General features: G+C 73.7%; 23 protein-coding genes. 11 read left to right on the top strand and 12 right to left on the bottom strand.

Features of this window, described 5'->3' with window-relative positions; all coding sequences use genetic code 11:
- Positions 1 to 7 precede the first annotated feature (7 nt).
- The 4 genes from ACIQZN_RS14950 to ACIQZN_RS14935 all read left to right on the top strand — a co-directional run bounded on the left by ACIQZN_RS14950 (position 8) and on the right by ACIQZN_RS14935 (position 3,430).
- Positions 8 to 460: a hypothetical protein gene (locus tag ACIQZN_RS14950; RefSeq protein WP_403992701.1), complete on the top strand. Its 453-nt coding sequence runs from the start codon at positions 8 to 10 to the stop codon at positions 458 to 460.
- Between the two features lie 73 nt (positions 461 to 533).
- On the top strand, positions 534 to 1,820 hold the full coding sequence (locus ACIQZN_RS14945; protein ID WP_403992698.1) for an MFS transporter: 1,287 nt from the start codon (positions 534 to 536) through the stop codon (positions 1,818 to 1,820).
- A 7-nt stretch (positions 1,821 to 1,827) separates the two neighbouring features.
- Positions 1,828 to 2,607 (top strand): 4'-phosphopantetheinyl transferase family protein, encoded by a 780-nt coding sequence (locus tag ACIQZN_RS14940; protein WP_403992695.1) that lies wholly within the window; start codon positions 1,828 to 1,830, stop codon positions 2,605 to 2,607.
- 142 nt (positions 2,608 to 2,749) lie between these two features.
- Positions 2,750 to 3,430, top strand: a complete 681-nt coding sequence (locus tag ACIQZN_RS14935; protein ID WP_403992692.1) for an AroM family protein — start codon at positions 2,750 to 2,752, stop codon at positions 3,428 to 3,430.
- Between the two features lie 21 nt (positions 3,431 to 3,451).
- On the opposite strand, the gene ACIQZN_RS14930 is transcribed toward ACIQZN_RS14935, so the two are convergent.
- Complete coding sequence (locus ACIQZN_RS14930; RefSeq protein WP_403992689.1) at positions 3,452 to 4,222, bottom strand: IclR family transcriptional regulator; 771 nt, start codon at positions 4,220 to 4,222, stop codon at positions 3,452 to 3,454.
- Positions 4,223 to 4,424: 202 nt separating this feature from the next.
- On the opposite strand from ACIQZN_RS14930, the gene ACIQZN_RS14925 reads away from it, so the two are divergent.
- The 3 genes from ACIQZN_RS14925 to ACIQZN_RS14915 are packed head-to-tail and all read left to right on the top strand — an operon-like array spanning position 4,425 to position 8,645.
- A complete protein-coding gene (locus ACIQZN_RS14925; protein WP_403992686.1) occupies positions 4,425 to 6,065 on the top strand; it encodes an OPT/YSL family transporter in 1,641 nt (546 codons plus the stop codon).
- Positions 6,066 to 6,121: 56 nt separating this feature from the next.
- Complete coding sequence (locus tag ACIQZN_RS14920) at positions 6,122 to 7,186, top strand: DUF917 family protein (protein ID WP_403992683.1); 1,065 nt, start codon at positions 6,122 to 6,124, stop codon at positions 7,184 to 7,186.
- Complete coding sequence (locus ACIQZN_RS14915; RefSeq protein ID WP_403992680.1) at positions 7,179 to 8,645, top strand: M20/M25/M40 family metallo-hydrolase; 1,467 nt, start codon at positions 7,179 to 7,181, stop codon at positions 8,643 to 8,645. The genes ACIQZN_RS14920 and ACIQZN_RS14915 overlap by 8 nt, the downstream gene beginning before the upstream one ends.
- Positions 8,646 to 8,674: 29 nt before the next feature.
- Here the strand turns inward: ACIQZN_RS14915 and ACIQZN_RS14910 are convergent, their stop codons facing one another.
- The 6 genes from ACIQZN_RS14910 to ACIQZN_RS14885 all read right to left on the bottom strand — a co-directional run bounded on the left by ACIQZN_RS14910 (position 8,675) and on the right by ACIQZN_RS14885 (position 15,309).
- Positions 8,675 to 9,280 carry a class F sortase gene (locus ACIQZN_RS14910; RefSeq protein WP_403992677.1) on the bottom strand — a complete coding sequence of 202 codons (606 nt, stop codon included), beginning with the start codon at positions 9,278 to 9,280 and terminating at the stop codon, positions 8,675 to 8,677.
- A 49-nt stretch (positions 9,281 to 9,329) separates the two neighbouring features.
- Positions 9,330 to 9,998 (bottom strand): hypothetical protein, encoded by a 669-nt coding sequence (locus tag ACIQZN_RS14905; RefSeq protein WP_403992675.1) that lies wholly within the window; start codon positions 9,996 to 9,998, stop codon positions 9,330 to 9,332.
- Positions 9,999 to 10,204: 206 nt separating this feature from the next.
- A complete protein-coding gene (locus tag ACIQZN_RS14900; protein ID WP_403992672.1) occupies positions 10,205 to 11,074 on the bottom strand; it encodes an ABC transporter ATP-binding protein in 870 nt (289 codons plus the stop codon).
- Positions 11,071 to 12,807: a dipeptide/oligopeptide/nickel ABC transporter permease/ATP-binding protein gene (locus ACIQZN_RS14895; protein ID WP_403992669.1), complete on the bottom strand. Its 1,737-nt coding sequence runs from the start codon at positions 12,805 to 12,807 to the stop codon at positions 11,071 to 11,073. Before ACIQZN_RS14895 ends, ACIQZN_RS14900 begins: the two co-directional genes overlap by 4 nt.
- Positions 12,804 to 13,745 carry an ABC transporter permease gene (locus tag ACIQZN_RS14890; protein WP_403992666.1) on the bottom strand — a complete coding sequence of 314 codons (942 nt, stop codon included), beginning with the start codon at positions 13,743 to 13,745 and terminating at the stop codon, positions 12,804 to 12,806. The genes ACIQZN_RS14895 and ACIQZN_RS14890 overlap by 4 nt, the downstream gene beginning before the upstream one ends.
- Before the next feature lie 28 nt (positions 13,746 to 13,773).
- Positions 13,774 to 15,309 carry an ABC transporter substrate-binding protein gene (locus tag ACIQZN_RS14885; RefSeq protein WP_403992663.1) on the bottom strand — a complete coding sequence of 512 codons (1,536 nt, stop codon included), beginning with the start codon at positions 15,307 to 15,309 and terminating at the stop codon, positions 13,774 to 13,776.
- A gap of 156 nt (positions 15,310 to 15,465) precedes the next feature.
- Here ACIQZN_RS14885 and ACIQZN_RS14880 point away from each other — a divergent pair, with 156 nt between their 5' ends.
- Positions 15,466 to 16,098: a TetR/AcrR family transcriptional regulator gene (locus ACIQZN_RS14880; protein ID WP_403992660.1), complete on the top strand. Its 633-nt coding sequence runs from the start codon at positions 15,466 to 15,468 to the stop codon at positions 16,096 to 16,098.
- A gap of 4 nt (positions 16,099 to 16,102) precedes the next feature.
- Here ACIQZN_RS14880 and ACIQZN_RS14875 read toward each other — a convergent pair whose 3' ends face one another.
- A complete protein-coding gene (locus ACIQZN_RS14875; protein ID WP_403992657.1) occupies positions 16,103 to 16,510 on the bottom strand; it encodes a hypothetical protein in 408 nt (135 codons plus the stop codon).
- Positions 16,511 to 16,827: 317 nt separating this feature from the next.
- Here ACIQZN_RS14875 and ACIQZN_RS14870 point away from each other — a divergent pair, with 317 nt between their 5' ends.
- On the top strand, positions 16,828 to 19,116 hold the full coding sequence (locus ACIQZN_RS14870; protein ID WP_403992654.1) for a glycoside hydrolase family 3 C-terminal domain-containing protein: 2,289 nt from the start codon (positions 16,828 to 16,830) through the stop codon (positions 19,114 to 19,116).
- Between the two features lie 64 nt (positions 19,117 to 19,180).
- Here ACIQZN_RS14870 and ACIQZN_RS14865 read toward each other — a convergent pair whose 3' ends face one another.
- Positions 19,181 to 19,768 carry a TetR/AcrR family transcriptional regulator gene (locus tag ACIQZN_RS14865; protein ID WP_403992651.1) on the bottom strand — a complete coding sequence of 196 codons (588 nt, stop codon included), beginning with the start codon at positions 19,766 to 19,768 and terminating at the stop codon, positions 19,181 to 19,183.
- Between the two features lie 10 nt (positions 19,769 to 19,778).
- Positions 19,779 to 21,074 carry a glycoside hydrolase family 1 protein gene (locus tag ACIQZN_RS14860; RefSeq protein ID WP_403992648.1) on the bottom strand — a complete coding sequence of 432 codons (1,296 nt, stop codon included), beginning with the start codon at positions 21,072 to 21,074 and terminating at the stop codon, positions 19,779 to 19,781.
- Between the two features lie 220 nt (positions 21,075 to 21,294).
- Here ACIQZN_RS14860 and ACIQZN_RS14855 point away from each other — a divergent pair, with 220 nt between their 5' ends.
- The gene (locus ACIQZN_RS14855; protein WP_403992645.1) at positions 21,295 to 22,851 is read left to right on the top strand and encodes a family 20 glycosylhydrolase; all 1,557 of its coding nucleotides are present in this window, start codon (positions 21,295 to 21,297) and stop codon (positions 22,849 to 22,851) included.
- Between the two features lie 34 nt (positions 22,852 to 22,885).
- On the opposite strand, the gene ACIQZN_RS14850 is transcribed toward ACIQZN_RS14855, so the two are convergent.
- Positions 22,886 to 23,560 carry a winged helix-turn-helix domain-containing protein gene (locus tag ACIQZN_RS14850; RefSeq protein ID WP_403992643.1) on the bottom strand — a complete coding sequence of 225 codons (675 nt, stop codon included), beginning with the start codon at positions 23,558 to 23,560 and terminating at the stop codon, positions 22,886 to 22,888.
- A gap of 65 nt (positions 23,561 to 23,625) precedes the next feature.
- On the opposite strand from ACIQZN_RS14850, the gene ACIQZN_RS14845 reads away from it, so the two are divergent.
- Complete coding sequence (locus ACIQZN_RS14845; protein WP_403992640.1) at positions 23,626 to 25,200, top strand: isocitrate lyase/phosphoenolpyruvate mutase family protein; 1,575 nt, start codon at positions 23,626 to 23,628, stop codon at positions 25,198 to 25,200.
- On the opposite strand, the gene ACIQZN_RS14840 is transcribed toward ACIQZN_RS14845, so the two are convergent.
- Positions 25,162 to 25,761: a hypothetical protein gene (locus tag ACIQZN_RS14840; protein WP_403992637.1), complete on the bottom strand. Its 600-nt coding sequence runs from the start codon at positions 25,759 to 25,761 to the stop codon at positions 25,162 to 25,164. The genes ACIQZN_RS14845 and ACIQZN_RS14840 overlap by 39 nt on opposite strands.
- Between the last annotated feature and the right edge of the window lie 13 nt (positions 25,762 to 25,774).

Genomic DNA, 25,774 nt, shown 5'->3' with positions numbered 1-25,774 from the left:
CCGCGCGATGTCCGCGTCACGGCGGGCCTCCCGGAGCCGGCCCGCCCCGCCCCGGCGGCCCCGCCGCGTCACCGGCCGCCACCGCACCGTCCGGGCCCGGTTCGTACTGCGGGAGACCCCCGGCGTCACCGTCGGACCGGCCGGCCACGGCGTACGCGACGCGGACGGCCGGGACCCCGTGACCGACGGCCCGGACCTCGCGACCGACGGCCGGGACCCCGTGGCCGACGCACCGGACCCCATGGCCCACGCGGCCCGGCTCGCCGCCCAGCGGGCCCTGGCCGAGGCGGGCCGGGGCTACCTCGGCGGCCGTCTGGAACTCCGCGCCCCCGGGCGCACCCGCGCCGCACACGAGCGGAGGGCCCTGCGGCGCGCCGCGTGCCGGGCCGCCGCGCTGGCCGTCGCGGCGACGCTGCGCGGCGACGACACCGGCGTCGACGTCCGCGTCACGCGCCGCTGAACCGCATACGCGGCGCGCCGCACCCGTACCGCACAAAGCCACCCCGGAAAGCCGACCCCAGGAAGCCGAACCCATGACAACGAACCCCACCGCCCCGCCGTCCGAGGCGGGCCCCGCTCCCGACTGGCGGCGCATCGGCAGCTTCGTCACCGGCCAAGCGGCAGTGCAGTGCGGCAGCTTCGCGCTGATCATCGCCATGAACTGGACGGCCGTCCAGCTCGGCGGCCGGTCCGCGGTGACGCTCGTCATCCTCGCCTCCACCCTGCCGCGCGCCCTGATGCTGCTGTTCGGCGGCGCCCTCGCCGACGCCCTCGGCCCGCGCGCGGTCCTCCTCCGGGCCACCGCCACCCGGCTCGTCGTGCTGGTGATCGGCGCCCTGGTCACCGCCGGCGCCCACAGCATCTGGCCGCTGATCGCCGTCGCCGTGGTCGAGGGCTCGCTGCTCGGCCTGACCGGCCCGGCGTCGGGCGTCCTGCTCACCCGGCTGGCTCCGCAGGAGCACCTGGGCCGCGCCAACTCCCTGTTCTCCATGGTGATGCGGCTGGCCCCGATCGCCGGATCACCGCTGGGCGCCTGGCTGGTGGTGGCGGGCAGCCTGTCCGGGGTCATGCTCGTCTCGGCCGCCGGGTGCGCCGTCTGGCTGGTCTGCGCGTTCCAGGTGACCCGGGGCATGACCCGGCCGGAGCGCGGCACCGGGCCGCGTCCGTCGTTGTTCCGGCGCTCCGGAGACGGGCTGCTCCTCCTGGGCGCCCACCCCCGGCTGCGCTGGATGTTCATCGCCTGCTTCTGCATGGACTTCGCGTTCCTCTGGCCGGCCGAGGTGGCCCTTCCGCTGCGCGCGTCCGGCGAGGGCTGGGGCATCGGCTCGGTCGCGGCGGCCCTGACCGCGTTCAGCGCGGGCGCCCTGGCGTCGGCGGCGGCCGGTGCCGCGCTCGCCCACCGCATCCCCGTCCCGGTCAAGCTGATCGTCACCGGCACCGGGCTGGCCGTGGGCATGGGCTCCATGGCCCTGGTGCCGTCGCCGGCGGTCCTCGCGGTCACGGCGTGCGCGGTGGGCCTGTTCTCGGGGCTCAACGGACCCGCCCTGGTCACCGCGTACCAACAGGCCGTGCCCGAAGGAAAGCTGGGCGCCGCGATGTCCACGTTCTCGCTGTCGAGCATCGGGGCCGCGCCCCTGTCCCTGGCCGTCTTCAGTTCGCTCTCCGCGCCCTTGGGCGTGACCGGCACGTGGCTGCTGTGCGCATCCGTCGCACTGTTCTCACCGGTCGCCGCCACGCTCGCCCTGCGCGCCCCCCTGACGCGGAAGGCCCCCGCCCCGAAGGTTTCCGCCACCCCCGAGCCCACCGCCACCGCCGTGTGAGGCAGCCATGTCCCTGCTGGATCCCCGCCCGTCACCCGTCCTCGAATCCGCCGTCCTGGAATCCGCCCTCCTGCCCACCGCGCTGCCGCCGCTGCCCGCCGCACTGCCCCCGCCGGCCGGTCCGGGCCCCGGCCGCCCGCAGCTCTGGCTGGTGGCCACCGCCGCGCACGAGGAGACCGCGACCCGGTACGCCCCGCTCGTGCTCGGCCCCGCCGAACTGGCCCGGGCCGAGGAGTTCCGCCGCCCCACCGACCGCGCCACCTATCTGTGCGCCCACGTCGGGCTGCGCCGGGTCCTCGGCAACCACCTGGGCGTCGCCCCGCGCACGGTGTCGGTGGCCCGGGCGCCCTGCCCGGGCTGCGGCGAACCGCACGGGCGGCCCGTGCTCCCGGACGGGCCCCTGCACTTCTCGCTCTCGCACTGCGAGGGCCTGAGCCTGATCGCCGTCGCCGCCACCCCGGTCGGCGTGGACGTCGAGCCCGTACCGGACCCGCGCACCCTCCTGGAGGCGGCCGATGTCGTCCACCCCTGGGAGGCGGCGGAACTCGCCGCGCTGGCACCCGCGTCGCGGCCGGCCGCCTTCGCCCGGGTGTGGACCAGGAAGGAGGCGTATCTGAAGGGCCTCGGCATCGGTCTGGGCGCGGACCCCTCGGCGGAGTACGTGGGTGCCGGACCGGCACCGGCCGCCCCGGGCGGCTGGCTCCTGGCCGACATCGCCGTCCCGTCCGGCCACCGGGCTGCGGTGGCGCTCCGCCGCGACGAGACGGGCGGCACCGGTCCGGACTGACCCGCTCTGCCCCGTAACGCCCCCGGCGGTGACCACCGCCGGGGGCCTCCGCCTGCCGGACGGGCTGGGCCCGGCACTACGTTGTTCCGGAAAAGGCAACCGACTTCCAATATCCGGAACAACGTCGAAGCGAGGCAGCCCCGTGCACACCGTGACCTTCCTGACCATCGGCCAGTCCCCCCGCCCCGATCTCTCCGTGGCCATCGAGGCGGAGCTGCCGCCCAGCGCCCGGATACGGCATGCGGGGGTCCTCGACGGGCTCGGCCGGGCGGAGGTGGAGGCGCGGTTCGGGGCGGTGGCCGGGCGGGCGACGCTGCTGAGCCGGCTGACCGACGGGACCTCCGTGACCCTGGACGCCGACGCTGTCGGGGCCGGGCTCGCCGCCCTCCTGGAGCGGGTGGAGGCGGAAGGGGCGGACGTCGTGGTGCTCCTGTGCACCGGGGAGTTCCCGGGGCTGCGGACCCGGCGGGCGCGACTGGTCGAGCCGGACGCGCTGCTCACGGGGTACGTGGGCGCGGCGCTGCGGGGCGCCCGGGTCGGGGTCGTCGTGCCGCTGCCGGAGCAGGTGGCGGAGGCCCGGACGAAGTGGCGGGCGCTGGACCCGGCCCCGGCGTTCACCACGGCCCCGCCGTACGCCGACGACGACGGCGCCCTGTGCGCGGCGGCCCGCGCCCACCTGGACGCGGGGGCGGAGGCGCTGGTGCTCGACTGCATGGGATACGGGACCCGGCACCGGGAAGCGCTCCGCGCGGCCGGGATCACCGCCCCGGTGCTGACGCCGGGCGCGGTGGTGGGGGCGATGCTGGGGCCGCTGCTCGCCTGAGCGACTGCCCCGGGCCAGGGCCTACTCGGCCACGTACCGCAGCCAGTACGGATCGCCGATCCGCTTGCCCACGCGCCGGGCGGCGTCGCGCACCGCGCGCCCGAAGCGGGCCTCGTTCTCGTGGCGCAGCTCGGGGGCGGGCAGGGCGATCCCTATGCCGAAGACCTGCCCCGTATCGCTGTCCACGACGGCGGCGGAGATGCCCGCGACGTTGGGCACGAACTCGCCGCGTGAGGACTCCCAGCCGTCGGCGCGCACCCGGGCCAGCGAGGAGACCAGCTCACCGGGGGTGCGGGGGGCCGATCCGGTGGCCTGTTCCAGGCGGGCGTCGACCAGCCGCAGCACCTGCGCGTCGTCCAGGCGGGCCAGCAGGGCGCGGCCCATGGAGCTGGCGTAGGCGGGGGCGCGGGTGCCCGCCGGGGTGTACGCCTGGAGGGCGCCGACGGTGCCGATCCGCATGTGCAGCACCAGCGATTCGGCGCCGTCGAGCACATCCACGTAACCGGTGTAGCCGATGTCGGCGACCAGCCCGGCCAGCTCCTCCTCCAGGAGCGAGGCCGTGGAGCGGGAGGCGCGGAAGTGGTACGAGGCTTCCATGACGAGTTCGCCGGGCCGGTAGGCGCGGCTCACCGGGTCGCGGTCCAGGAAGCCGTAGTCGGCCATCATGCTCAGCGTCCGTGACACGGAGCTCTTCGGCAGGTCGAGGGCGCCCGCCACATCCGTCACGGTCAGGTCGCGCTGAAGGCGCGCCAGCAGCCGCAGGACGTCCCGCGCGTTGGCGAGTGTGCTCACCGTTCTCCTGCCTCCCCCGGGCCCCGGGCCCGTGCGTTCCGATCGTAAGGGGCGCCCACATACCGAGACCGCCGCCCACCCCCTTGACGGGCGGGCGTGCCGCGGAGATGATCCAGCACATCCAGATATTCACACATGGTTCCATATTTTGGAACTCCTGGAGCGGCGGAGACGCCGCCCCGCACGGAAGCACCGGAGATCCATGAGCACCGACGCGACGAACCGGGCCGTCACCGACGCCCCGCACCCCGCGCCCGACGGAGCGCGCCACCCCCGCGCCCTCGCGCCCGGCAACCTGATCCTGACCGTGGTGCTCAGCGTGTTCGGCGCGGTCGTCGGTGTGCAGCTGCTCGCCACCCTCGGCGTCACGCCCAGCACCTCGCTGATCGGCGCGCTGGCCGCGATGACGCTGGCCCGCGTGCCGCTCGTCGCGCTGCGCGGCTTCCGCTCGGTGCACGCGCAGAACCTGGCGCAGACGAGCATCTCCTCGGCCACCTTCGGCGCCGCGAACAGCCTGTTCCTGCCGATCGGCATCCCGTACCTGTTCGGGATGGACGACATGATCATCCCGATGCTGATCGGGGTGTCCGCCGCGATGCTGGTCGACGCCTGGCTGCTGTACCGGATGTACGACACCCCGGCTTTCCCGGCGCGAAACCCCTGGCCGCCGGGGCTGGCCGCCGCCGAGGCGATCAAGGCGGGCGACGAGGGCGGCCGACGCGCCAAGGTGCTCGGTCTCGGTCTGCTGACCGGCCTGGTGGGCGCGGTGTTCGCGCTGCCGATGTCGGCGTTCGGTGTGGCCCTGATCGGCGGTTTCGCCGCGATGGCCGCGTTCGGCGTCGGCCTGCTGTTCAGCCAGTACGCGGACCCGCTGTTCGGCCTCGACCTGAACGGGATGTACCTGCCGCACGGCATGATGATCGGCGCCGGTCTCGTCGCCCTCGTCCAGGTCGGGCGAACCGTCCTCGATGCCCGGCGCGCGAACGCGGCACAGGCCCCCGCGACCGCTGCGGCGGAGGACTCCGGCGAGGGCGCCCGACGGCTGGGCCGCTCGATGCGCCTCGGATTCGGCGCCTACCTCGTCATCTCGGTGCTGCTGGCCTTCGGCACCGGCGCGGCCACGCACATGAGCCCCGGCATGCTGGTCGGCTTCCTGCTGTACGCGACCGTCGCGGCGTTCCTGCACGAGCTGCTGGTGGGCATCGCTTCCATGCACTCCGGCTGGTTCCCGGCCTTCGCCATCGCCCTGATCACGCTGCTGCTCGGCATCCTCATCGGCTTCCCGGCCGAGGCGCTGGTCGTGCTGTCCGGCTTCACCGCCGCGACCGGTCCGGCCTTCGCCGACATGGGCTACGACCTCAAGGCCGGCTATCTGCTGCGTGGCGAGAACGTGGACCCGGCGTTCGAACTGGAGGGCCGCCGCCAGCAGCTGATCGCCGCGATGATCGGCTTCGGCGTCGCGATCGTCGTCGTGCTCGTCTCGTACCGGATCTTCTTCGACAACGGACAGACCGCGCCGATCGACGCCGCGTACGTCGCCGCGATCAAGGCGGGCCCGTCCGTCGAGACCGCGAAGCACCTCGCGCTGTGGGCGGTCCCGGGCGCGATCGTGCAGCTCATCGGCGGCTCGAAGCGCCAGCTCGGCATCCTCCTCGCGACCGGGCTCCTCATCACGACCCCGATGGCCGGCTGGATGGTCGCCGCCGGCATCGCCGTTCGCGTCGTCGCCCCGCGCCTCTTCGGCAAGGACGTCAAGAGCGACCTGGAGGTCCTGGCCGGCGGTGCCATCGCCGGTGACGCCCTCTACTCCTTCGGCAACGGCGTGTTCAAGGCCGCCAAGTAGCCGGACCCCACTCCATCCCCTCGTACCACCCGCACAGCACCACCCTGGGAGAACCCGTGAAGCGACAGCTGACCCATGACGACATCCGCGCGGCCGTGTACGGCGGTGCCGTACTCGGCGGAGGCGGCGGCGGCTTCGTGGAGCGGGGCCTGCGCACCGCCGAGCTGGCCCTCCAGGTCGGCACGCCCGAGCTGTGGAGCGCCGACGAGTTCGCGGACGACGACCTGACCGCGACCGTGGCCCTGGTCGGCGCCCCCGCCGCACCCGACCCGCAGGTGCTGCCGACGCACCTGGTGCGCGCGCTGGAACTGCTGCGCCGCGAGCTGCCGTCCGACCTGGTCGCGCTGCACACCAACGAGAACGGCGCCGAGACCACGATCAACGGCTGGTTCCACTCCGCGCTCACCGGCCTGCCCGTCATCGACCTCGCGTGCAACGGCCGCGCCCACCCCTCCAGCCAGATGGGCGCGATGGGCCTGCACCGCCGCGAGGGCTACCGCTCCAGCCAGGGTTACGCGGGCGGCAAGCCGCACGTCTACGTCGAGGGGGCCGTGTCCGGCCGCCTCGACGCGACGTCGAACGTGGTCCGCCGCGCGTCCGTGGAGGCGGGCGGCTGGGTGGGCGTCGCCCGCAACCCGGTCGAGGTCGGTTACGCCGTCCGCAACGGCGCCCCGGGCGCCATCGGCTTCGCGATCGAGCTGGGGCACCGCTTCCTGGCCGAGGGGCCGGCCGGCGCGGCCGCGCAGCTGGGCGGCGAGATCGCCGCGGCGGGGACCGTGCGCGAGTACCGCTGCGAACAGCGCGAGGGCCTGGACGTGGGCGTCGCCGTGCTGGACGACGCCGACGGCACCACGCTGCACTTCGTCAACGAGTACATGGCGCTCGACCTGTCCGGCGGCCGCCGTGCCGCGTTCCCGGACCTGATCACGACGTTCGACGAGGCGGGGCAGCCGCTCGCCTCCGCCGATGTCGCGGTGGGGCAGCGGATCGAGGTCCTGGTCGCCCCGGCGGAGCACCTGCTGCTGTCGCCGACGATGTACATGCCCGAGGTGTACGCCCCCGTCGAGGCGCTGCTCGGCATCGAGTTCGCGCCCGACGTGAAGGCGCTCACCCATGTCTGAGCCGGTGTCCGAGCCGTTCCTCGCCGACCCCGTCCCCGTACGGGAGTTCTGCGACGCGCAGTGGGAGACCGAGGTGCTTCCGCTGGTCCGGGACCACATCCGGGTCCCGGCGGTCAGTCCCGCGTACGACCCCGAGTGGGAGGCCCGCGGGCACCTGGACCGGGCCGTCGACGCGGCGGCGGCCTGGCTGGGCGCGGTGGAGCTGCCGGGCCTGCGCACCGAGGTCCTGCGCGCCCCCGGCCGTACGCCACTGATCTTCTTCGAGGTCCCCGGCGCGGGCACCCGGTCCGAGGAGACCGTCCTCTTCTACGGCCACCTCGACAAGCAGCCCGAGGGCGAGGGCTGGACCGGGGGACGCACCGCGTGGGAGCCGTCCTTCGACGGCACCCGGCTGTACGGGCGCGGCGGCGCCGACGACGGGTACGCGCTGCCCGCGTCGGTGACCGCGATCCGGGCGCTGGCCGGGCAGGGCGCGGCCCGGCCCCGGTGCGTCGGGGTGTTCGAGGCCGGGGAGGAGTCCGGCAGCCCGGACCTGGACCACTGGTTCGGGGTGCTGGCGGACCGGATCGGCGAGGTGGGCCTCGTGGTCTGCCTGGACTCGGGCGCGGGCGACTACGAACGGCTGTGGCTGGTCACGTCGTTGCGCGGGGCCTGCGGCGGGACACTCGACGTGCGGGTCCTCGGCAACGGCGCGCACTCCGGGGACGCCGGGGGCGTGGTGCCGTCATCGTTCCGGGTGCTGCGGCAGCTGCTCGACCGCGTGGAGGACGGGGCGACGGGCATGCTGCGCCCCACCGTCCTGCACGGCGTGATCCCGCCGGAGCGCCTGGAGCAGACCCTTACGGCCGCAAGGCTCCTCGGCGACCGGGTCCAGGAGCGCTTCGACTGGTACGGGGACACCTCGGCCATGGCCGACGACCCCGGGGAGCTGCTGCTCAACCGGGCGTGGCGCCCCAGCCTGGAGGTCACCGGGGCGGACGGGCTGCCCCCGGTCGCCTCGGCCGGCAACGTGCTGCGCCCGCACACCCGGGTGAAGCTGGCACTGCGGCTGCCGCCGACGGTGGACGCTGCGGCGGCCGTCGCGGAGCTGGGCAGACTCCTGGAGGCGGACCCGCCGTACGGCGCGGCGGTCCGCTTCACGCCCGACCGGGTCCTCGCGGACGGCTGGCAGGCGCCCGCCGAGGAGCCGTGGCTGAGCGCCGCGCTCTCCGGGGCGAGCCGGGCCTGCTTCGAGGGGGCGGACGTCGCCCGGATCGGGCAGGGCGGCACGATCCCGCTGATGGGGAAGCTGTCCCGGCGGTTCCCCGGGGCCCAGTTCCTGGCCTGCGGGGTGCTGGGCCCGGGGGCGAACGCCCACGGCCCGAACGAGTCGCTGCACGTCCCGTACGCGCGGCGGCTCACCGCGAGCCTGTCCCTGGCCCTGAACGCCTTCGCCGTACGGGAGCCGGCGGCGGGGTGAGGGCCCGTCAGGCCTTCTGCTTCATGAGTTCAGGCCTTCTGCTTCTTGAGTGACGTGAGGTGGGCGAAGACGACGACGTTGGCCGCGTAGCCGTCCTTCTTGTTGAAGCGTCCGCCGCACGTCATCAGGCGGAGCTCCGCACGGCCGGTGCTGCCGTACACCTTGTCGTCGGGGAACTTGTCCTTCGTGTACGTCTCGACCGCGTCGACCGTGAAGACCGCGGTCTGCTTGTCGGCCCGGGTGACGGTGACCTTGTCGCCCTTGTGCAGGGCGTTGAGGTTGAGGAAGATCGCCGGTCCGGTCTCCGTGTCGCGGTGGCCGACGATCAGCGAGGTGCCCTTCTCGCCGGGCGAGGGCCCGTCGCGGTACCAGCCCACCTCCCGGGGTCTGCTCATGGGCGGGGCCCCGAGGTGCCCCTTCTTGTCGAGCCCGAGGCCGGTGACCGGCGCCTCGATGAAGATGGCGGGCACCGCGACCTTCACCGGGCGCGACGGCGACAGGGGTGCGTGGGTGACCGGCCGGTCACCGCCGCCCGCGGCGTCGTTGCCGTGGGCGGCGGCGACCGGATCGTCGGGCGAGTCGGAACTCGCCCAGACGATGCCGGCCACCAGCGAGGAGGTCACGCTCAATGTCATCGTGAGACGACACGCCCGGCTCGGGCCCCGTCGGCGTCTTCTGCGCGGGTTATGCCTCGTTGCGGGCACGGCGGCGTGCGGCTCGGCGGACCATGATCAGCCCGGCGGCTCCGGCGGCGCCGGCCGCGAGCGCGGCGGTGGTCCCGACGTTCGAGTCGCTCTCGGAGCTGACACCCTCCATGTCCGGGACGCCGCCGCCACCGGCGGGCACACCGCCGGACGGCTGCTCGTAGCCCGACTCGGAGCCCGAAGCGGCGGAGCCGCGCTCGGCGTTGTTGCCGGAGCCGTTGTTACCGGCCGGCTTGGTGCAGTTGACCTTGAACGCCTTGTTCTTCGGGCCGGACGGAACGATCCACACCAGCTGGTACGTGCCCTCGGGGAGCAGGTACTCCTGGCTGCGCGCCGAGCCGTTCACCAGGGGAAGGGTGCTGGCGAGCGTGTCCCCCGGCGGAACGGTCGGGGGCTGCGCGGTGATGGTCCACGGCACGGCCGGCATGTCACCGAAGTTGCTGGCCTGGAGGACGAACTTGCAGACCTCGTTGCCGTCACCGCCGCGCGCCGCCCAGCCGCCGGAGCGGATGTCGATGTCACCGCTGTCGCCGGGGGCGGCGAATGCGGCCGACGCCCCGCCCAGCGTGGCGGCGGCGGCCGCGACCACGGCGGCCGCGACGGTGCCCGCGCGAACGCTGCGGGCACGGACAGAAGCGGAAATACGCATGCTGAACTCCTTCGAGCCGGGATGATTGTCGTACTGATCAATCGATCGACCTAAGAGATGCCATGACGCACGGGATAAATGCCGCGTAACACTCTGAAAAGTGCGACAAGTACCCTGAGTAGCCGATAGCGGTCCGACCCGAAGAGCCCCCGGACACGCGAACGGGGCGCCCGGTGAGCGCCCCGATTCGTCCGTGTCCCCGCAGGTCAGCCCGGTCCCGCCGCGGCCTCGGCTGCCGCGCGCCGCCTGCGCTGCTCGGCCACGTCCGCCACCGGCGAGGCGAGCAGCAGGGTGCGCGTGTAGGCGTGGCGCGGTGCGGAGGTGACCGTCGCGGCGTCGCCCGACTCCACGATCCCGCCCCGGTGGATGACCGACACGCGGTGGCTCATGAAGCGCACGACGGCCAGGTCGTGCGAGACGAAGAGGTACGCGACCCCCGTCTCCTCCTGGATCTCCAGGAGCAGGTCGAGCACCGTGCGCTGGGTCGTCAGGTCCAGCGCGGACACCGGTTCGTCGCAGATGACCAGCCGGGGCCGCAGGGCCAGCGCCCGGGCGATCGCGACCCGCTGCCGCTGGCCCCCGGAGAACTCCCGGGGCAGCCGGTCCGCCGCGTCGGCCGGCAGATGGACCCGCTCCAGCAGCCCGGCGACCCTCCCCCGGGCCTCCCGCGCCCCCGTGCCCTGCCCGATCAGCGGCTCGGCGAGGGTGTCCCCGATGGTGCGGGACGGGTTCAGGGAGGTGTACGGGTCCTGGAAGATCACCTGGAGGTCGCGGCTGAGGGCCCTGCGGCGGCGGGCGGTGGCGTGCTCGATGCGCTCGCCGTCGAAGGTGACCGTGCCGGAGCGCACCGGGACGAGCCCGAGGACCGCGCGCCCGATGGTGGACTTGCCGGAGCCGGACTCGCCGACCAAACCCAGGGTCTCCCCGGGCCTGACGGAGAGGCCGACGCCCTTGAGGACCTCGGTCTCCGGGGCGCGCCGCCCCTTGCCGGGGAAGGAGACCCGCAGGTCCCGCACGGCGAGCAGGGCGTCCGCGTCGGCGGCGGCGTCGGGCGCTGCGGCGTCTGGGGTCTTCATGCGGTGACGGTCCTTGCTTCTCGGGGCTGCCATGGGGCGCGGGCCGGTTCGTCGTCGAGGACGGCCGCGAGCAGGGTGCGGGTGTACGGGTCCTGCGGGGCTCCGAGGATCTGTTCGGTGGTGCCGGTCTCCACGATGCGGCCGGCGTTCATCACGGCGACCCGGTCGCAGAGGTCGGCGACGACCCCGAGGTTGTGGGTCACCAGGAGGACGCCGAGGCCGCGTTCGTCCCGCAGCCGGCGCAGCAGGGCGAGCACTTCGGCCTGGACGCGGACGTCGAGCGCGGTGGTGGGCTCGTCGGCGATGAGGAGGTCGGGGTCGCAGGACATGGCGCCGGCGATCAGGACGCGCTGGGCCATGCCGCCGGAGATCTCGTGCGGGTAGAGGCGCAGGGTGCGGTCCGGGTCGGGGATCTCGACCAGGCGCAACAACTCGCGGGCGCGCTCGGCGGCCTCCTTGCGGCCGAGTCCGAGGTGGTGGCGTACGGGCTCCATGAGCTGGCTGCCGATGGTGAAGGCGGGGTCGAGATTGCTCATGGGTTCCTGCGGTACGTACGCGAGGGTGCGGCCGCGCAGCGCGCGGTGGTCGCGTTCCCGCAGGCCCGCCGTCTCCCGGCCGTTGACCGTGATGCTGCCGTGCGTGACGCGTCCGCCCTCGGGCAGCAGGCCCAGGACGGAGAACGCGGTCTGGGTCTTCCCGGAGCCGGACTCGCCGACCAGGCCGACGATTTCGCCGGGGCGCACATCGAGGTCGATGCCGTGCACGACCTCCTTGTCGCTGCCGTCGGGCCGGGCGTAGGCGACGGTGAGGCCGCGCACGGAGAGCAGTTCGGCACGCGGGGCGGTGGACTCCGCGACCTGGGCCGGGGCCTCGGCGGGCCCGGTGCGCCGGCGGCGGGCGGGCCGGGGCGCCTGTTCCTCCAGGGCATCGCGTACGGCTCCGGCGAGCAGGACGAGCGCGCAGTTGGTGAGGCCGAGGGCGAGTCCGGGCCAGAGGATGAGCCGGGGCGCGCGCTGGATGTTCTGGAACGCCTCGTTGAGCATGGCGCCCCAGGTCGCGGACGATCCGCTGCCGACGCCGAGGAATTCCAGGCCGGCCTGGAGGGCGATCGCGATGCCGGCGACCAGGGCGATCTGGATGATGATGGGTCCGCGTACGACGGTCAGGACGTGCCGGGCGACGATGCGCGTGTCGGAGAGTCCGGAGACCTTCGCGGCGTCCACGTACAGCTCGCCCCGGACGTTGGCGACGATGCCGCGCACCAGGCGGAAGAAGCTGGGCGCCACCAGGACGCCGAGCACGATCATCAGGACGTGGACGTCCGGGCCGAGGATGGCGCGGGAGGCGAGCAGCACGACCATGGCGGGCAGGGCCATGACGAGGTTGACCGTCCAGTTGGCGGCCGAGTCGAACCAGCCGCCCCGGTACCCCGCGAAGAGCCCCGACGGCACACCGAGCACCAGCGCGATGGCGAGCGCGAGCAGCGCGCCGCCCAGCGTGTTGCGACCGCCGTAGAGCACGCGGGCGAGGATGTCGCGCCCCGCCGAGTCCATGCCGAGGGGGTGCCCGCCAGCCGGTCCGGCGAAGGCCTCGCTCAGTGACGAGGCGCCCGGGTCCTGCGAGGCGATCACGGGCGCGAGGAGGACGGCCGCGACGACGATCAGGAGCAGGGCGGCGGAGAGCCCGCCGAGGGGGTTGCGCAGGACCTTGCGCAGGGTGCGGCCGGTCTTCATGCGACCCTCGCCTTGGGGTTGAGCCAGCCGATCAGGATGTCGACCAGGAGGTTGATCAGGACGACGCCGACGACGGTGAGCATGACGAGCGCCATGATCACGGGGATGTCGCCGCGGGTGGTGTAGGTGACGGTCATGGAGCCGATGCCGGGGAGCCCGAAGATCTGCTCCACGAGGACGGCGCCGCCGAGCAGCCCGACAAACTGCATGCCGAGCACGGAGAGCGCGGGCGCCGAGGCGTTGCGCAGGACGTGCTTGAACACGATCCGGGACGCGGGCAGCCCACGAGCGCGCAGGGTGCGTACGTAGTCCTGCCGCAGGGCGTCGATGACGGCGCCGCGCACCTGCTGCGAGACGCCCGCGACGGAGGCCACGGACAGGGAGAGCACCGGCAGGGTGATGGTGGAGAGCCAGCCGCTGGGCGAGTCGGTGAACCCGGTGTAGCCGATGGCCGGGAACCAGCGGAGCCGTACCGCGAAGACCAGCACCAGGACCAGGGTGAGCAGGAATCCCGGCAGGGCGTACCCCACCACGCCCAGCACCTGCACGAAGCGGTCGGCGGCGCCGCGCCGCACCCCGGCCCACACGCCCAGCAGGAAGGCGAGGACCGTGGTGACGGCGGTGACGCCGAGCATCAGGCTGGCCGTGACGGGGAGGCGGTTGCCGACGGCCTGGCCCACGTCCTCACTCGTGAACCAGGAGGTGCCGAGGTCGCCCCGGACGGCGTGGGCGAGCCAGCTCCCGTACTGCTGGAGCACCGGGTCGTCCAGGCCCAGCGACGCGTTCTTGGCGTCGATGGCGCTCTGGGACGCGCTCTCGCCGAGCAGTTGCCGGCCCACGTCGATGTGCGGGACGGACAGCAGCAGGTAGGTGAGGAAGGAGATCACGACCAGGAGCAGGGCTCCGGCGGCGATCCTGCGGGCGATGAAGTTCAGCATGACACTCGGTATCCGTCGGCGCGGGGCGCTACTTGGCGGGCGCGTAGTTGTAGATCGAGGGGACGGCCATACCGGACTGCGGCGCGATCTTCACGGTGCCGTCCGAGACGTGCAGATAGCTCATCCGGTAGAAGGGGACGAACCACGCGTCCTCGACCAGGTGTTGGTTGAGTTCGCGCGCGGCCGACTTCGCCTCGGCCTCGCTGCCGGCCTTGAGGACGGGCAGCAGCTTCCGCGTCACCTTGTCCGTGGTACCGAACATGTTGAACGCGCCCGGGGTGACGAGCTCGTCGGCGGCCGCCCAGTCCGAGGTGGACTGGCCCATGTTCATGACCATGCCGGAGTACTGGCGGTCCTTGAACACCTTCTGGACGGCCGAGGCGCCGTCGAGCGTGTCCCAGACGAGCTTCACGCCGATGGCCTTGAAGTCGGACTGGAGCGAGGCGGCGAGCGCGTCGTTGACGATCGCCGTGATCCTCGGGAGCTTCAGCGTGAAGCCGTTCCCGTAACCGGCCTGCTTGAGCAGGGACTTGGCCTTGGCGGGGTCGTGCGCGTAGTAGGTGTCCAGCTTCTTGTCGTACGCCTGGGTCTCGGGGCCGAAGACCTGCGAGGTGGTCCGGCCGCGGTTCTGGCGGATGCGGTCGAGCATGGTGTCCCGGTCCAGGGCGTAGTTGAGCGCCTGGCGCACGCGCGGGTCGCGCAGGGCGGGGGTGATCTTGCCGTCGCGGTCGAAGAGCAGCAGCCCCTGGAAGTCGAACTCCTGCTTCTCCGTCTTCACCTTCGGGTCGGACTCGATGGCGATCTGCTGGTCGGCTGTCTGGAGGAGCGCCGCGTTGATCTGCCCGGTCTTGAGGCCGTTGGTGATGGCGGTCTCGTTGTCGAAGAAGCTGATGTTGATGTTCTTGTACGGGAGTTCCTTGCCCCAGTAGTCGGCGTTGCGGGTGTAGGACCACTTGGTGCCGACGGTGGTACGCGTCTTGTCGAGGCGGTACGGGCCGGTGCCGTCCGGGGTGGTCTTGAGGCTGTCGGCCTTCGCGAACTGCTGGGGGTTGGCCATCAGTCCGGGGGCGTCGCTGAGGTAGAACTCCATCGCCGGGTTGGGCTGCTTGAGCTTCAGCGTGACGTGGGCGGCGTCGGTGACGTCGACGGCCTCCAGGTCGTTGAGCCACTTCGCGGAGGCGCCGCCGCCCTTCTGGAAGCGCTCCAGGTTCGCCTTGACCGCCGCGCCGTCGAAGGCGGTCCCGTCGGCGAACTTCACGTCCTTGCGCAGGGTCAGCGCGAGCGCGGTGTGCTCCTTGTCGTACGTCCACTCCGTGGCGAGCATCGGGCTGAAGGTGCCGTCGGGTTCGCGCTTGATGAGGGTGTCGTACACCGCCTGGAAGTACGGCAGGGCGCTGCCGGTGGCGACGGCGGGGTCCAGGCTCTGCGGGAGGGTCATCGTCGCGATGTTCAGCGTGGACGATCCGGCGCCCGCGGTGCCGCCGTTGTCGCCGGCGCATCCGGCGAGGGCGAGCGAGGCCGCGACGCAGGCGGCGACCGTCGCGGTTCGGGCAGTTCTGCTCATGTCTTTCGCTCCGTCTGGAGAGCCGGGGGCACCGCCCCGGCGAAGATTGCCGGTGAGCCTACCCACGGAATTAACCAGTTGGTAGGTTTTTGCTCGGTGGAATTAACCAGCCGGTAAGTTCTGCTGGACGAGGACCGATCGCGGCAGGAGACCGAAGTGACCGACCTTGCGCCCGAGGCGCCCCGGCGGCTGTCGAAGGGTGAGCGCACCCGCGCGCGCATCCTGGACTCCGCGACCGAGCTGTTCGCCCGTTCCGGCTTCCTCGCGGTCTCGCTGCGCGACATCGCGGCCCACGCCGGGCTCACCCACGCCGGGGTGCTGCACCACTTCCCGGGCAAGGACGCCCTGCTCCTGGACGTGCTGAGCCTCCGGGACGAGCTGGACGCGCGCCGCCTCTTCCCCGGTGTGCTCGCGCCGGGCGAACCGGAGCCGGAGCCCGCCGAGCGGCTGCGCCTGCTGCTCGGCGTGGTCGACCGCAACGCCCGGACACCGGGCCTGGTCGCGCTGTACGCGAAGCTGTCGGCGGAGGCGTCCGATCCGGACCACCCCGCCCACCTCTACTTCGTACGGCGCTACCAGGTCCTGCGCCGCGAGGTGACCGGCCTGCTGGCGGAGCTGTTCGCGGCGTCCGGCGTCCGGGAGGACCCGGCCGCCGTGGCGCAGCAGTTGCTGGCCCTGATGGACGGGCTCCAGACGCAGTGGCTGCTGGAACCTGAAGCGGTCGACATGGCGGAGCAGGTCCACGCCTTCCTCCGCCGCTACGGCCTCGCGGCGGAGGGGCGTGACTGAGGCGTCAGTGGCCGAGGGCGGCGAGGACGGCATCGGCCGTGCTCCTGTGTCCGGAGGCGTTCGGGTGGAAGCCGGCGCCCTCGGCGGAGTCGCCCGGTTCGATCCAGCGCACCCCCGCGGACTGGCAGGCGTCGTGCCCGACGGACGGGCCGTAGGTGTCGACGTAACCCGCGCCGCGCGTCCCGGCCCGCTGCGCCATCATCGCGTCGAGCTGCTTCTCCTTGTCCCGGACCCAGCCGAAGTCGCCCTCGGCGAGCGGGATCGTGGCGCGGCAGGCGCTGCCGTCGTCGGGGGTCGCGGCGGACGCCACCAGTGCGACGGCCGCCGCCGCCGCGAGGGCCAGGCGCGGGGCGCGGGCCGGGTGGCCCGGCTCTCGGAGCGCGGGGGTGGTCGACCGACCGGATACCGACATGACCGTTCCTCGATTCAGGGGAGAGCGGAGCCGACGGGACGGACGGCAGCAGCAGGGAGCTCATCGGAGCGGACCGCCCGAGCTCGAAAACCGTACGGTGATCGGTTTCTGGCCGTCAAGAGCCGCGTCCGAAATGAAATCCGGCCGATCGAGGAGGTCCCACACGCCGCGCGCGGGGACCCTTGACACCGAAAACCGATCACCATACGTTTTTGGGTCGCATGCCGTCTTGCCCCGATTCGCTCCGCCGGACGGCCACGGCCCGCCGCTCGCGCCCGGCACCCCGCCCCCTTCACGGAAGCCCGACAGGTATTCGTATGACTCAGCGATCCACCCCCCGCCCCTCCCCCGCCACCGCCCTCCCGCTCGCCGAGAAGGCCGCTCTGACCAGCGGTTCCGGGGATTTCGTCAGTGAGGGGTCCGAGGCGGCGGGGCTGCCCGTCGTCCGGATGTCCGACGGCCCGCACGGGCTGCGGCTGCCCCGGGAGACCGGCGACGGCGGCCAGCTCGACCTGCACAGCGCGGCGCCCGCGACCTGCTTCCCGCCCGCCGTCGCCCTCGGCAGCAGCTGGAATCCGGAGCTGGCCGAGGAGGTCGCCGCCGCCATCGCGGCCGAGGCCGTGGCGCACGGCGTGCACGTGGTGCTCGGGCCGGGCATCAACATCAAGCGGTCACCGCTGTGCGGCCGGAACTTCGAGTACTTCTCCGAGGACCCGCTGGTCTCGTCGGAGCTGGGCGGCGCGATGGTGCGCGGGCTCCAGAAGGCCGGGGTCGGGGCGTCGCTCAAGCACTACGCGGCCAACAACCAGGAGACCGACCGGATGCGGGTCAGCGCCGACATCGACGAGCGCCCGCTGCGCGAGATCTATCTGCGCGCCTTCGAACGCGTCGTCCGCCGCGACAACCCCTGGTCCGTCATGGCCTCCTACAACGGCGTCAACGGCGTGCCCGTGGCGCAGCACACCCGCCTGCTGACCGAGATCCTGCGCGACGAGTGGGACTTCGACGGGATCGTCGTCTCCGACTGGGGCGCGGTACGCGACCGGGTCGCCGCCCTCCGCGCCGGCCTGGACCTCCAGATGCCGGGCCCGGGCGGGCACACCGACCGCGAGGTGGCCGCCGCCGTGGAGTCCGGCGCGCTGGACGAGGCGGTGCTCGACCGGACCGTCGAACGCCTCGCCCTCTTCGCCGACCGCGCGACGGGCGGCGCCGGGGCATCCGTGGCGTTCGACGCGGACGCCTCGCACCGCATCGCCGGGCGGGCCGCCGACCAGTGCGTGGTGCTCCTGAAGAACGACGACGCGCTGCTGCCGCTGGACCCGGCGCGCGGCAGTCTGGCGGTCGTCGGGGAGTTCGCCCGTACGCCCCGCTACCAGGGCGCGGGCAGCTCGCAGGTCACCCCCACCCGGCTCGACGTGCCGCTGGACGGCCTGCGCGAGCTGGCGACGGGCGCGGAGGTGCGGTTCGCCGCCGGATACGCGCTGCCGGGCGCCGAGGACGGGCCGTCGGACGCCGAACTCGCGGACGAGGCAGTGCGGTTGGCGGAGTCGTCCGACACGGCGGTGCTGTTCCTCGGTCTGCCGGCGCAGGACGAGTCCGAAGGCTTCGACCGCGACCATCTGGACCTGCCCGCCGCCCAGACCGAGCTGCTGCGGCGGGTCCTGGACGTCAACCCGCGCACGGTCGTGGTGCTGTCCAACGGCGGGGTCGTCCGCACCGCGCCCTGGCACGACCGGGTGCCCGCGCTCGTGGAGGGCTGGCTGCTCGGCCAGGCGGGCGGCGGCGCGCTCGCCCGCGTCCTGTTCGGCGCTGTCAACCCGTCCGGGAAGCTGACGGAGACCGTCCCGCTGCGCCTGGAGGACTCCCCGAGCCACCTCTCGTTCCCCGGCGAGGAGGGCAGGGCCCGGTACGGCGAGGGGATCTTCGTGGGGTACCGGGGGTACGACGCGCAGCGCCGCGAGGTCGCGTTCCCGTTCGGCCACGGCCTGTCGTACACGACGTTCGGCTACGAGGACCTGGCCGTACGGGAGGACGGGGACGGCTTCCACGTCACGCTGACCGTCACCAACACCGGCACGGTCGCCGGGCGCGAGGTCGTGCAGCTGTACGTGGGCGGGCCGGACGGTTCACGCGTCCTGCGGCCGGTGCGCGAACTGCGGGGCTTCGCCTCGGTGTTCCTGGAGCCGGGCGCGAGCGACGAGGTGGCGGTGCATGTGGCGCGGCACGATCTGGCGTACTTCAGCGAGCGCGAGGGTGGCTGGAAGGTGGAGGACGGGCGCTACCGTTTCGAGGCCGGCGCCTCGTCGCGCGACCTCCGCGCCCAGGTGGAGCTCGACGTGGCGGGCGACCCCTCGGGGCTGCGGCTGACCGGCCGGAACACCCTCGCCGAGTGGTTCGAGCACCCGGTGGGCGGCCCGGTGCTGATGGACGCGTTCGCCAAGGCCCGTACGGACGACTCCGCGAGCGCGCTCGCCGATCCCGTGATGCTGCGCTTCCTCGCCGGGGTGCCGCTCGACGTGATCTGCGAGTTCCCGCAGAGCCCGCTGTCCCCCGAGAGCCTGCCCGCCCTGGCGGACGAGGTGGAGGCGCGCACGGCGGCGCTCTGACCGTACGGGACACGCGAGGAGGAGGGACGGCGCCGTGGAGCGCCGTCCCTCCTCCTTCCGCTGTTCAGGCGCCTTCGGGGGCGGGGCGCGGATCCAGAATCGAGAGCAGGTCCTCGATGGGCTGCTCCATGTCCGTGGAGCGGTCGATCAGCCATTGCAGCTGGATGCCGTCGGCCACGGCGACCAGGAGCACGGCCAGCCGCTCCGGTGGGATCGCGGAGCTGATCCGCCCCTCTTCGATCCCGTCCCGGACGAAGTCCGCGACGCGTTCGCGCACCACCGGATAGCGCTCGGCGAAGTGGGCGTGGGCGGGGTGGGCCGGGTCGCTGGCGGCGGCGGCCATCGAGACGAACAGCTCGACCAGGCCGGGCGTCTTGGCGCCCTCCCGGATGATCTCGCGGTAGCCGTACGGATCGGCGCGCTCCACCTGCCGGGCCCGCGCGGTCTCGTCACGCATCCGCAGGACCTGGGTGAGCAGGTCCTCCTTGGAGTCGAAGTAGTGCATGAGTCCGGGCAGGCTGAGGCTGCACTTCGCCGCCACCTTCCGCAGGGAGGTACCCCGGTACCCCTCGGCGGCGAAGATCTCCAGTGCCGCGTGCAGGATCTCGCTGCGCTTGGCCTCGCCCTTCTCGTACGGGCCCCGTTTCGCCATGCCGGTCACCCTAACGCGAGGAGGGCGCGGTCACCGACCCGAGCGGAGCCCCGGCGGGCAGCCGGCGGTCCCGGGACAGGCCGCCCAGCCAGCGCGCCGACTCCTTGGGCGTGCGGGCGAAGGTGTCACGGTCGACCGCGATCAGCCCGAACGTCGGCCGGTAGCTCCCCCACTCGTAGTTGTCGAGGGCGCTCCAGTGCAGATAGCCGCGTACGTCGACGCCCTCGGCCATCACCTCGGCGAGGCTCGCCAGGGCGCGGGCGGTGTAGGCGGTGCGGCGCTCGTCGTCGTCCGTGGCGATGCCGTTCTCGGTGACCAGGACCGGCACGTGCGGGCCGACGACCTCCGCCGTGTGCCGGACCGCCTCACCGAGCGCCTCGGGATAGAACTCCCAGCCGGTGAGCGTCAGTTCGGCGCCCGGGGGCGGGGGCAGGGTGCCGTCGGGGCCGATGCGGTGGCGGGTGTACGCCTGGACGCCGATCCAGTCGTCCTCGCGGGCGGCCTCCAGGAAGACGTCCTCGCGGGGCCACGCGTAGGCGGTCGCGGCGGACTCGCAGCCCGGCTCGGCCTGGTAGACCTGGTTGGCCACGGTCCAGCCGACCAGGACGCCCGGCACAGTGTCCTTCAGCGCGGCGGTGGCGGCCCGGTGGGCGCGGATCAGGGCCCGGATGACCTCGGGGTCCGGGGCGAAGGAGGCCGGGTCGACGGCGGCGGCCCCGGCCTCGCGGGCGGCGTTCGCCCCGTGCGCGACGCTCTCCCAGCCGTGCTCGGCCGCATGCCGCTTGAGGGCGTACATCAGGGCCATGATGTTGGGCTCGTTGATCGTGGCGACATGGCGGACGCCCTCGCGCAGGATGCCGGCGCAGGTGCGCGCGTAGGCCGCGAACAGCTCGTCCGCGCCGGGGGCCGTCCAGCCGCCGAGGTCGCTGAACCACCGGGGCGAGGTGAAGTGGTGGAGGGTCACGACCGGGGTCAGCCCGCGTTCCAGCGCGCCGCGCACCATGGCCCGGTAGTGCGCGACAGCGGCGCGCGAGATCCGGCCGCGCTCCGGCTCGACGCGGGCCCACTCGATGCTGAACCGGTAGGCGTCGAAACCGAGTTCGCGCAGCAGGTCCATGTCCTCGGGCCAGCGGTGGAAGCTGTCGGCCGCGTCCCCGCTGGGCTCCTGGACGAAGCTCCCCGGGTGGTTCTCCAGGGTCCACCAGTCGCTGGAGACGTTGTTGCCCTCGACTTGGTGGGCCGAGGTCGACGCCCCCATGAGGAAGCCTTCCGGCAGGGCGAAACCGGGTCCGGCCTCGTGCACCATCGGGTTCTCCTTTCGCCCGGAGGCGGGCCGTTCGCCCCCTCCGCAAAAAGCGTTCATTGATCGGTTTTCGTGTTAGCGTACAGGTGGCAGCGGTACGGGAGAAGAGGCGGCCGGTTCGGTCTCACCCCGGCGCCCGCGCCGAATGCCCTGGGGGCCGGGCCCGCCGGAACCTGACGCCGCCGGCTCCGGCCCCCACCGCGTACACCTCAGGGAGAAGCCTGTGAACGCCGTCATTCCGCACGCCGGCGCCCGACCGTCATCCCCCGCCGGCGCCCTGCCCGCCGCCGGCCCCTGGCACGTACGGGCGGCCGATCCGGCGCTCGTGGAGGTGGCCGAAACCGTACGGGCGCTGCTCGCCCCGCACCTGCCGGACGCACCCGGCGGAGCGCCCCTGGAACTGGTCCTCGCCCTGGAGGAGTCGGCGTCCGCGCCGCCCCTCGGCGTGTCCCCCGACGGGGCCGCGCAGCCGGTGGACGAGGGCTACCGGCTGCGCGTGGACGCCGACGGCATCACGTGCCACGGCCGCACCCCGGCCGGGGCGTTCCGGGGCGCGACCACGGCCCTCCAGCTCATCGCCACCGGCCAACTCCCCTACCAGGAAGTCACGGACGCCCCGCGCTACGCCTGGCGCGGCCTCATGGTCGACCCGGCCCGCAGCTTCCTCACGCCGGACGAGGTGCGCCGGATCATCGACCTCGCCGCGCTCTACAAGCTCAACGTCCTGCACCTCCACCTCACCGACAACGAGGGCTGGCGCATCGAACTGCCCGGCACCCCCGCGCTGACGGCATCGGGCACGGACTTCTACACGGCCGCCGAGTACCGGGAACTCCAGGAGTACGCGGCCCGCCGGTTCGTCACGGTCGTCCCCGAGATCGACCTGCCGGGCCACTGCGCGACGCTCCGGGCCGCCGTCCCCGGGCTGCCCCCGGCCCCCGCCCCGGCCGGGCTCGCCGACCGCTTCCCGTTCGTGCCCCCGCTCGACCTGACCGACAAGGCGACCCGCGCAGCCGTCGCCCGTATCCTCACCGAGGTCTGCGCGCTGACGACCGGCCCCCACGTGCACATCGGCGCCGACGAGGCGTTCGGCGCGACCCCGGAGAGCTTCGACGCCTCCGTACGCGAACTGCGCGCCCTCGTCCGCGAACTGGGCAAGCGCCCGGTGGCCTGGCAGGAGTCCTCACGCGCCGGGATCGGCCCCGAGGACATCGCGCAGCACTGGGTGGACGTGGCGATGATGGACCTCCCGGACACGGTGGAGGAGCTGGCAGCCCGCCCCGAACTCGTCGCCGCCGGAAGGACCATGGAGATCATCACGGCCCTGAAGAACTTCTTCGCCCCCACCGACGACGACCTCCGCCGCACCGTCGAGGGCGGCGGGCGCGTACTGCTCTCGCCCCAGTCCCACCTGTACCTGGACCGCCCGTACGCAACGGAGTTCGCCCCGCCCGAGCAGTCCGCCGAGGCCGCCCGGCTCGGCTTCGACGGATACCGGCCGCTGGGCGTCCGGCACACGGCGGAGTGGGACCCGGGCGCCTACGCGGTCCCGGACGCGAACATCGCGGGCGTGGAGGCCACGGTCTTCGCCGAGAAGTTCAAGGGCTTCGAGGACGTCTCCGTACTCCTGCTCCCCCGGCTGGCCTCGGTCGCGGAGGCCGCCTGGTGCGGGCGCGCGCCGGAGTGGGCCGAGTACCGCGAGCGCCTGGCCCACCACGGCCGCGTCTGGACCGACCGGGGGCTGCCCTACTTCGCCTCCACGGAGGTGGACTGGCGCTGAGGGCGGCTCACGCGGCCACGGAGAGGGCGGCCCCTCACGCCTCCACCCCCAGCAGTTCCGCGAACGCCGTGGTTCCCTCCGGCGTCACCTTCACCGCGCGCCCCGAGCCGACGCGGCGGACCCAGCCGCGTTCCAGGGCCGCCGTGCACAGCGCCGCGCCCAGGGCGCCGGCGAGGTGGGAGCGGCGCTCGGTCCAGTCCAGGCAGCTCCGGACGAGGGGGCGGCGGGCCCCGGCGGGCTGCCGGTAGTCCAGGGTGTCGGTCAGCCAGGCGTGGCCCGCCGGGGTGACGGCGATCCCGGAGCCGGTGTCGACCAGGCCGCGCGCGGTCATCGCGTCCGCCAGGTCCACGCCGAGCCGGCCCGCCAGATGGTCGTAGCAGGTGCGCGCCCGGGCCTCGGCGTCCTGGCGGACCGAGGCGCGCAGGGTGCGCGGGCGGGGCGTGCCGGGGGCGTACGCGGCAAGCGCCTCGGTGAGCGCGGCCGCCTCCGGGCCCGCCAGCCGGACATAGCGGTGCCGGCCCTGGCGCTCCTCGGCCAGCAGACCGCCGGAGACGAGGCGAGAGATCTGCTCGCTGGCGGTGGACGCGCTCACGCCCGCGTGCCGGGCCAGCTCGCCGGCCGTCCAGGCCCGCCCGTCGAGCAGCGCCTCGCAGAAGGCGGCACGGGTGCGGTCGGCGAAGAGGGCGGCGGTGTCGGCGAGAGAGGACATGCCTCCATGGTGGCGCAGGGACGGTTCGGCGGGGGCCGAAGTGTTCCGGGCCTACGGTCGGAGCCATGAGCCACGCGACGACGACACATGAGTTCAGCCGGTACACGGAGGTCCGGGCGGCGCTGGCCGACCCCGCGCTCGTCCCTCCGGCGCCGGCCCCCGACGCGGGACCGCCCGGCGCGAGCGTCGCCTGGCTGCGGGCCACGGTGGCGAGGTTCGCCTCCGGCGAGCCGCACCGGCGGCGCCGGGCCCTGGTGGAGGCGGAGCTTGCTCGGCCGGCCCCCGCCGACCTCCATCGGGCGGCATCGGCGGCCGCCGGGGGCGGCGACCTGCGGACCCGTGTGGTGTGCGCCCTCGCCACCGCCCTGGACATGCCGAAGCCCGAACTGATCGCCGGGGAAGTGGCGCAGATGGCGGACGCGTACTTCGGTGGGGACGGAGGGCCCGACGCCGATCGCACCGTGGCCCGGCTCGTGGCGATGCTGGCGCCCGGCCCGGTGGACGAAGCAGGCGGGGAGGCCGTCGCGAACCGCATCGGGCTGCTCGCGCAGGCCTGCGCCGCGACCGCCGCGCTGGTGGAGGCCGCCGGGGACAGCGTGCCGACGGCCCGGGTGCTGCGGGACAGTCCGCCGGTGCGGGTCATGCGCCGGACCGCCGCGCGGGCCACCCGGGTAGCCGGGCGGGACATCGCCGAGGGCGACGAGGTGGTCCTCGACCTGGTGGCCGCCCAGCAGGGGAGCCCCGCCCCGCTCACCTTCGGCGCGCCGCCCCGGGTCTGCCCCGGCAGGGCGCACGCCCTCGCGCTGGCCGAGGGGCTGCTCGGGCGGCCGATGACCCCGTTCGCCCGCCTCCACCACCAGGGGAAGGCCCTGCTGCTGCCCAATGCCTGGGACTACGCCTCGGCCGCCGCGCTGGCTGCCGAGGGGTTCGAGGCGGTGGGGACCACCAGCCTCGGCGTGGCGGCGGGGCTCGGGCTGCCGGACGGGGCGGCGGCGACGAAGGAGGCGACCGTGGACCTGGCCCGGCGGCTAGGGCGAGGGCCGTTCCTGTTCAGCGTGGACGCCGAGGGCGGCTTCAGCGACGACCCGGCCGAGGTCGCGGTGTTCGCGCGCCGGCTGTACGAGGCGGGGGCGGCGGGGATCAATCTGGAGGACGGACGGGCCGACGGCACCCTGGCCCCGGTGGCGCTGCACGCCGCGAAGATCGCCGCCGTGAAGGAGGCCGTGCCCGGGCTCTTCGTCAACGCCCGCACGGACACGTACTGGCTGGGGCGCGACCAGGAGCGGACCGCCGGCCGACTCGCGGTGTACGAGCAGGCCGGGGCGGACGGGGTGTTCGTGCCGGGGCTCTCGGACCGGGCGGGGATCGCCGCGCTGACCCCCGCCCTGGTCACCCCGCTGAACGTGCTGTACAGCCCGGCCGGACCCGGCATCGCCGAGCTGGGCGCCCTGGGGGTGCGCCGGGTCAGCCTGGGTTCGCTGCTGTACCGGGAGGCCCTGACCGGGGCCGTGTCCACGGCTGTCGCGATCCGGGACGGCGGGCCGGTTCGGGGCGGGGCACTCCCGTACGCCGATGTGCAGGCGCTGGCTCCGGGCTACGGGTCAGGGGGTCGCGGCGGAGACGACGTACACGACGGGTGACATCGGGTCCGTCATGTCGACGGTGATGTCCTGGGTGGGGCGCGGGTCCTTGTTGGTGTGGGTGGTGCCCGCCCAGGAGACGCCGTCGCCGAAGTACCAGCCGGCGATCTTCGTGTCGCGCTTGCCGATGGTCACCTTGCCGGGTTCCAGGGCGGCGCGACCGGTGCCGATGTCGGTCAGGAAGGCGTCCAGGCCGTTGGACGTCGTGCGGAACTGCACGTACATCCGGCTGGCCTTCCAGTTGTTCGTCTCGTAGTACTGCACGCCGGACGCGTAACCGGGGATCGGGACCTCGAAGATGCGGCGCAGCATCTTCGACGGCCAGCCGGGGCGCAGCCCCTGCGCGGCGGCCTCGGCGGCCTTGTCCTGGCCGGAGCGGCGGCTCTGGCCCGCCGAGATCAGCAGGTAGCCGGCGGGCACGCCGATGAGCAGCACGATGATCGTCGCCGTGATCAGGCGCCGGCGGATCAGATGGCGGCGGGTCTCGGGGGGCCGCCCGTCGCCCTCGTCCGGCGGCGGCGGGGACTGGCGCGGCACGACGGGGTGCTCGGCTGCGGTCATGGGTGTGGGGCCC

It is taken from the genome of Streptomyces sp. NPDC097595, from assembly GCF_044761525.1.
In the GTDB taxonomy this organism is placed as follows: domain Bacteria; phylum Actinomycetota; class Actinomycetes; order Streptomycetales; family Streptomycetaceae; genus Streptomyces; species Streptomyces drozdowiczii_A.
Note: the sequence above shows the minus strand (reverse complement) of the source record. Positions and strands in the feature narration are given on the sequence as shown.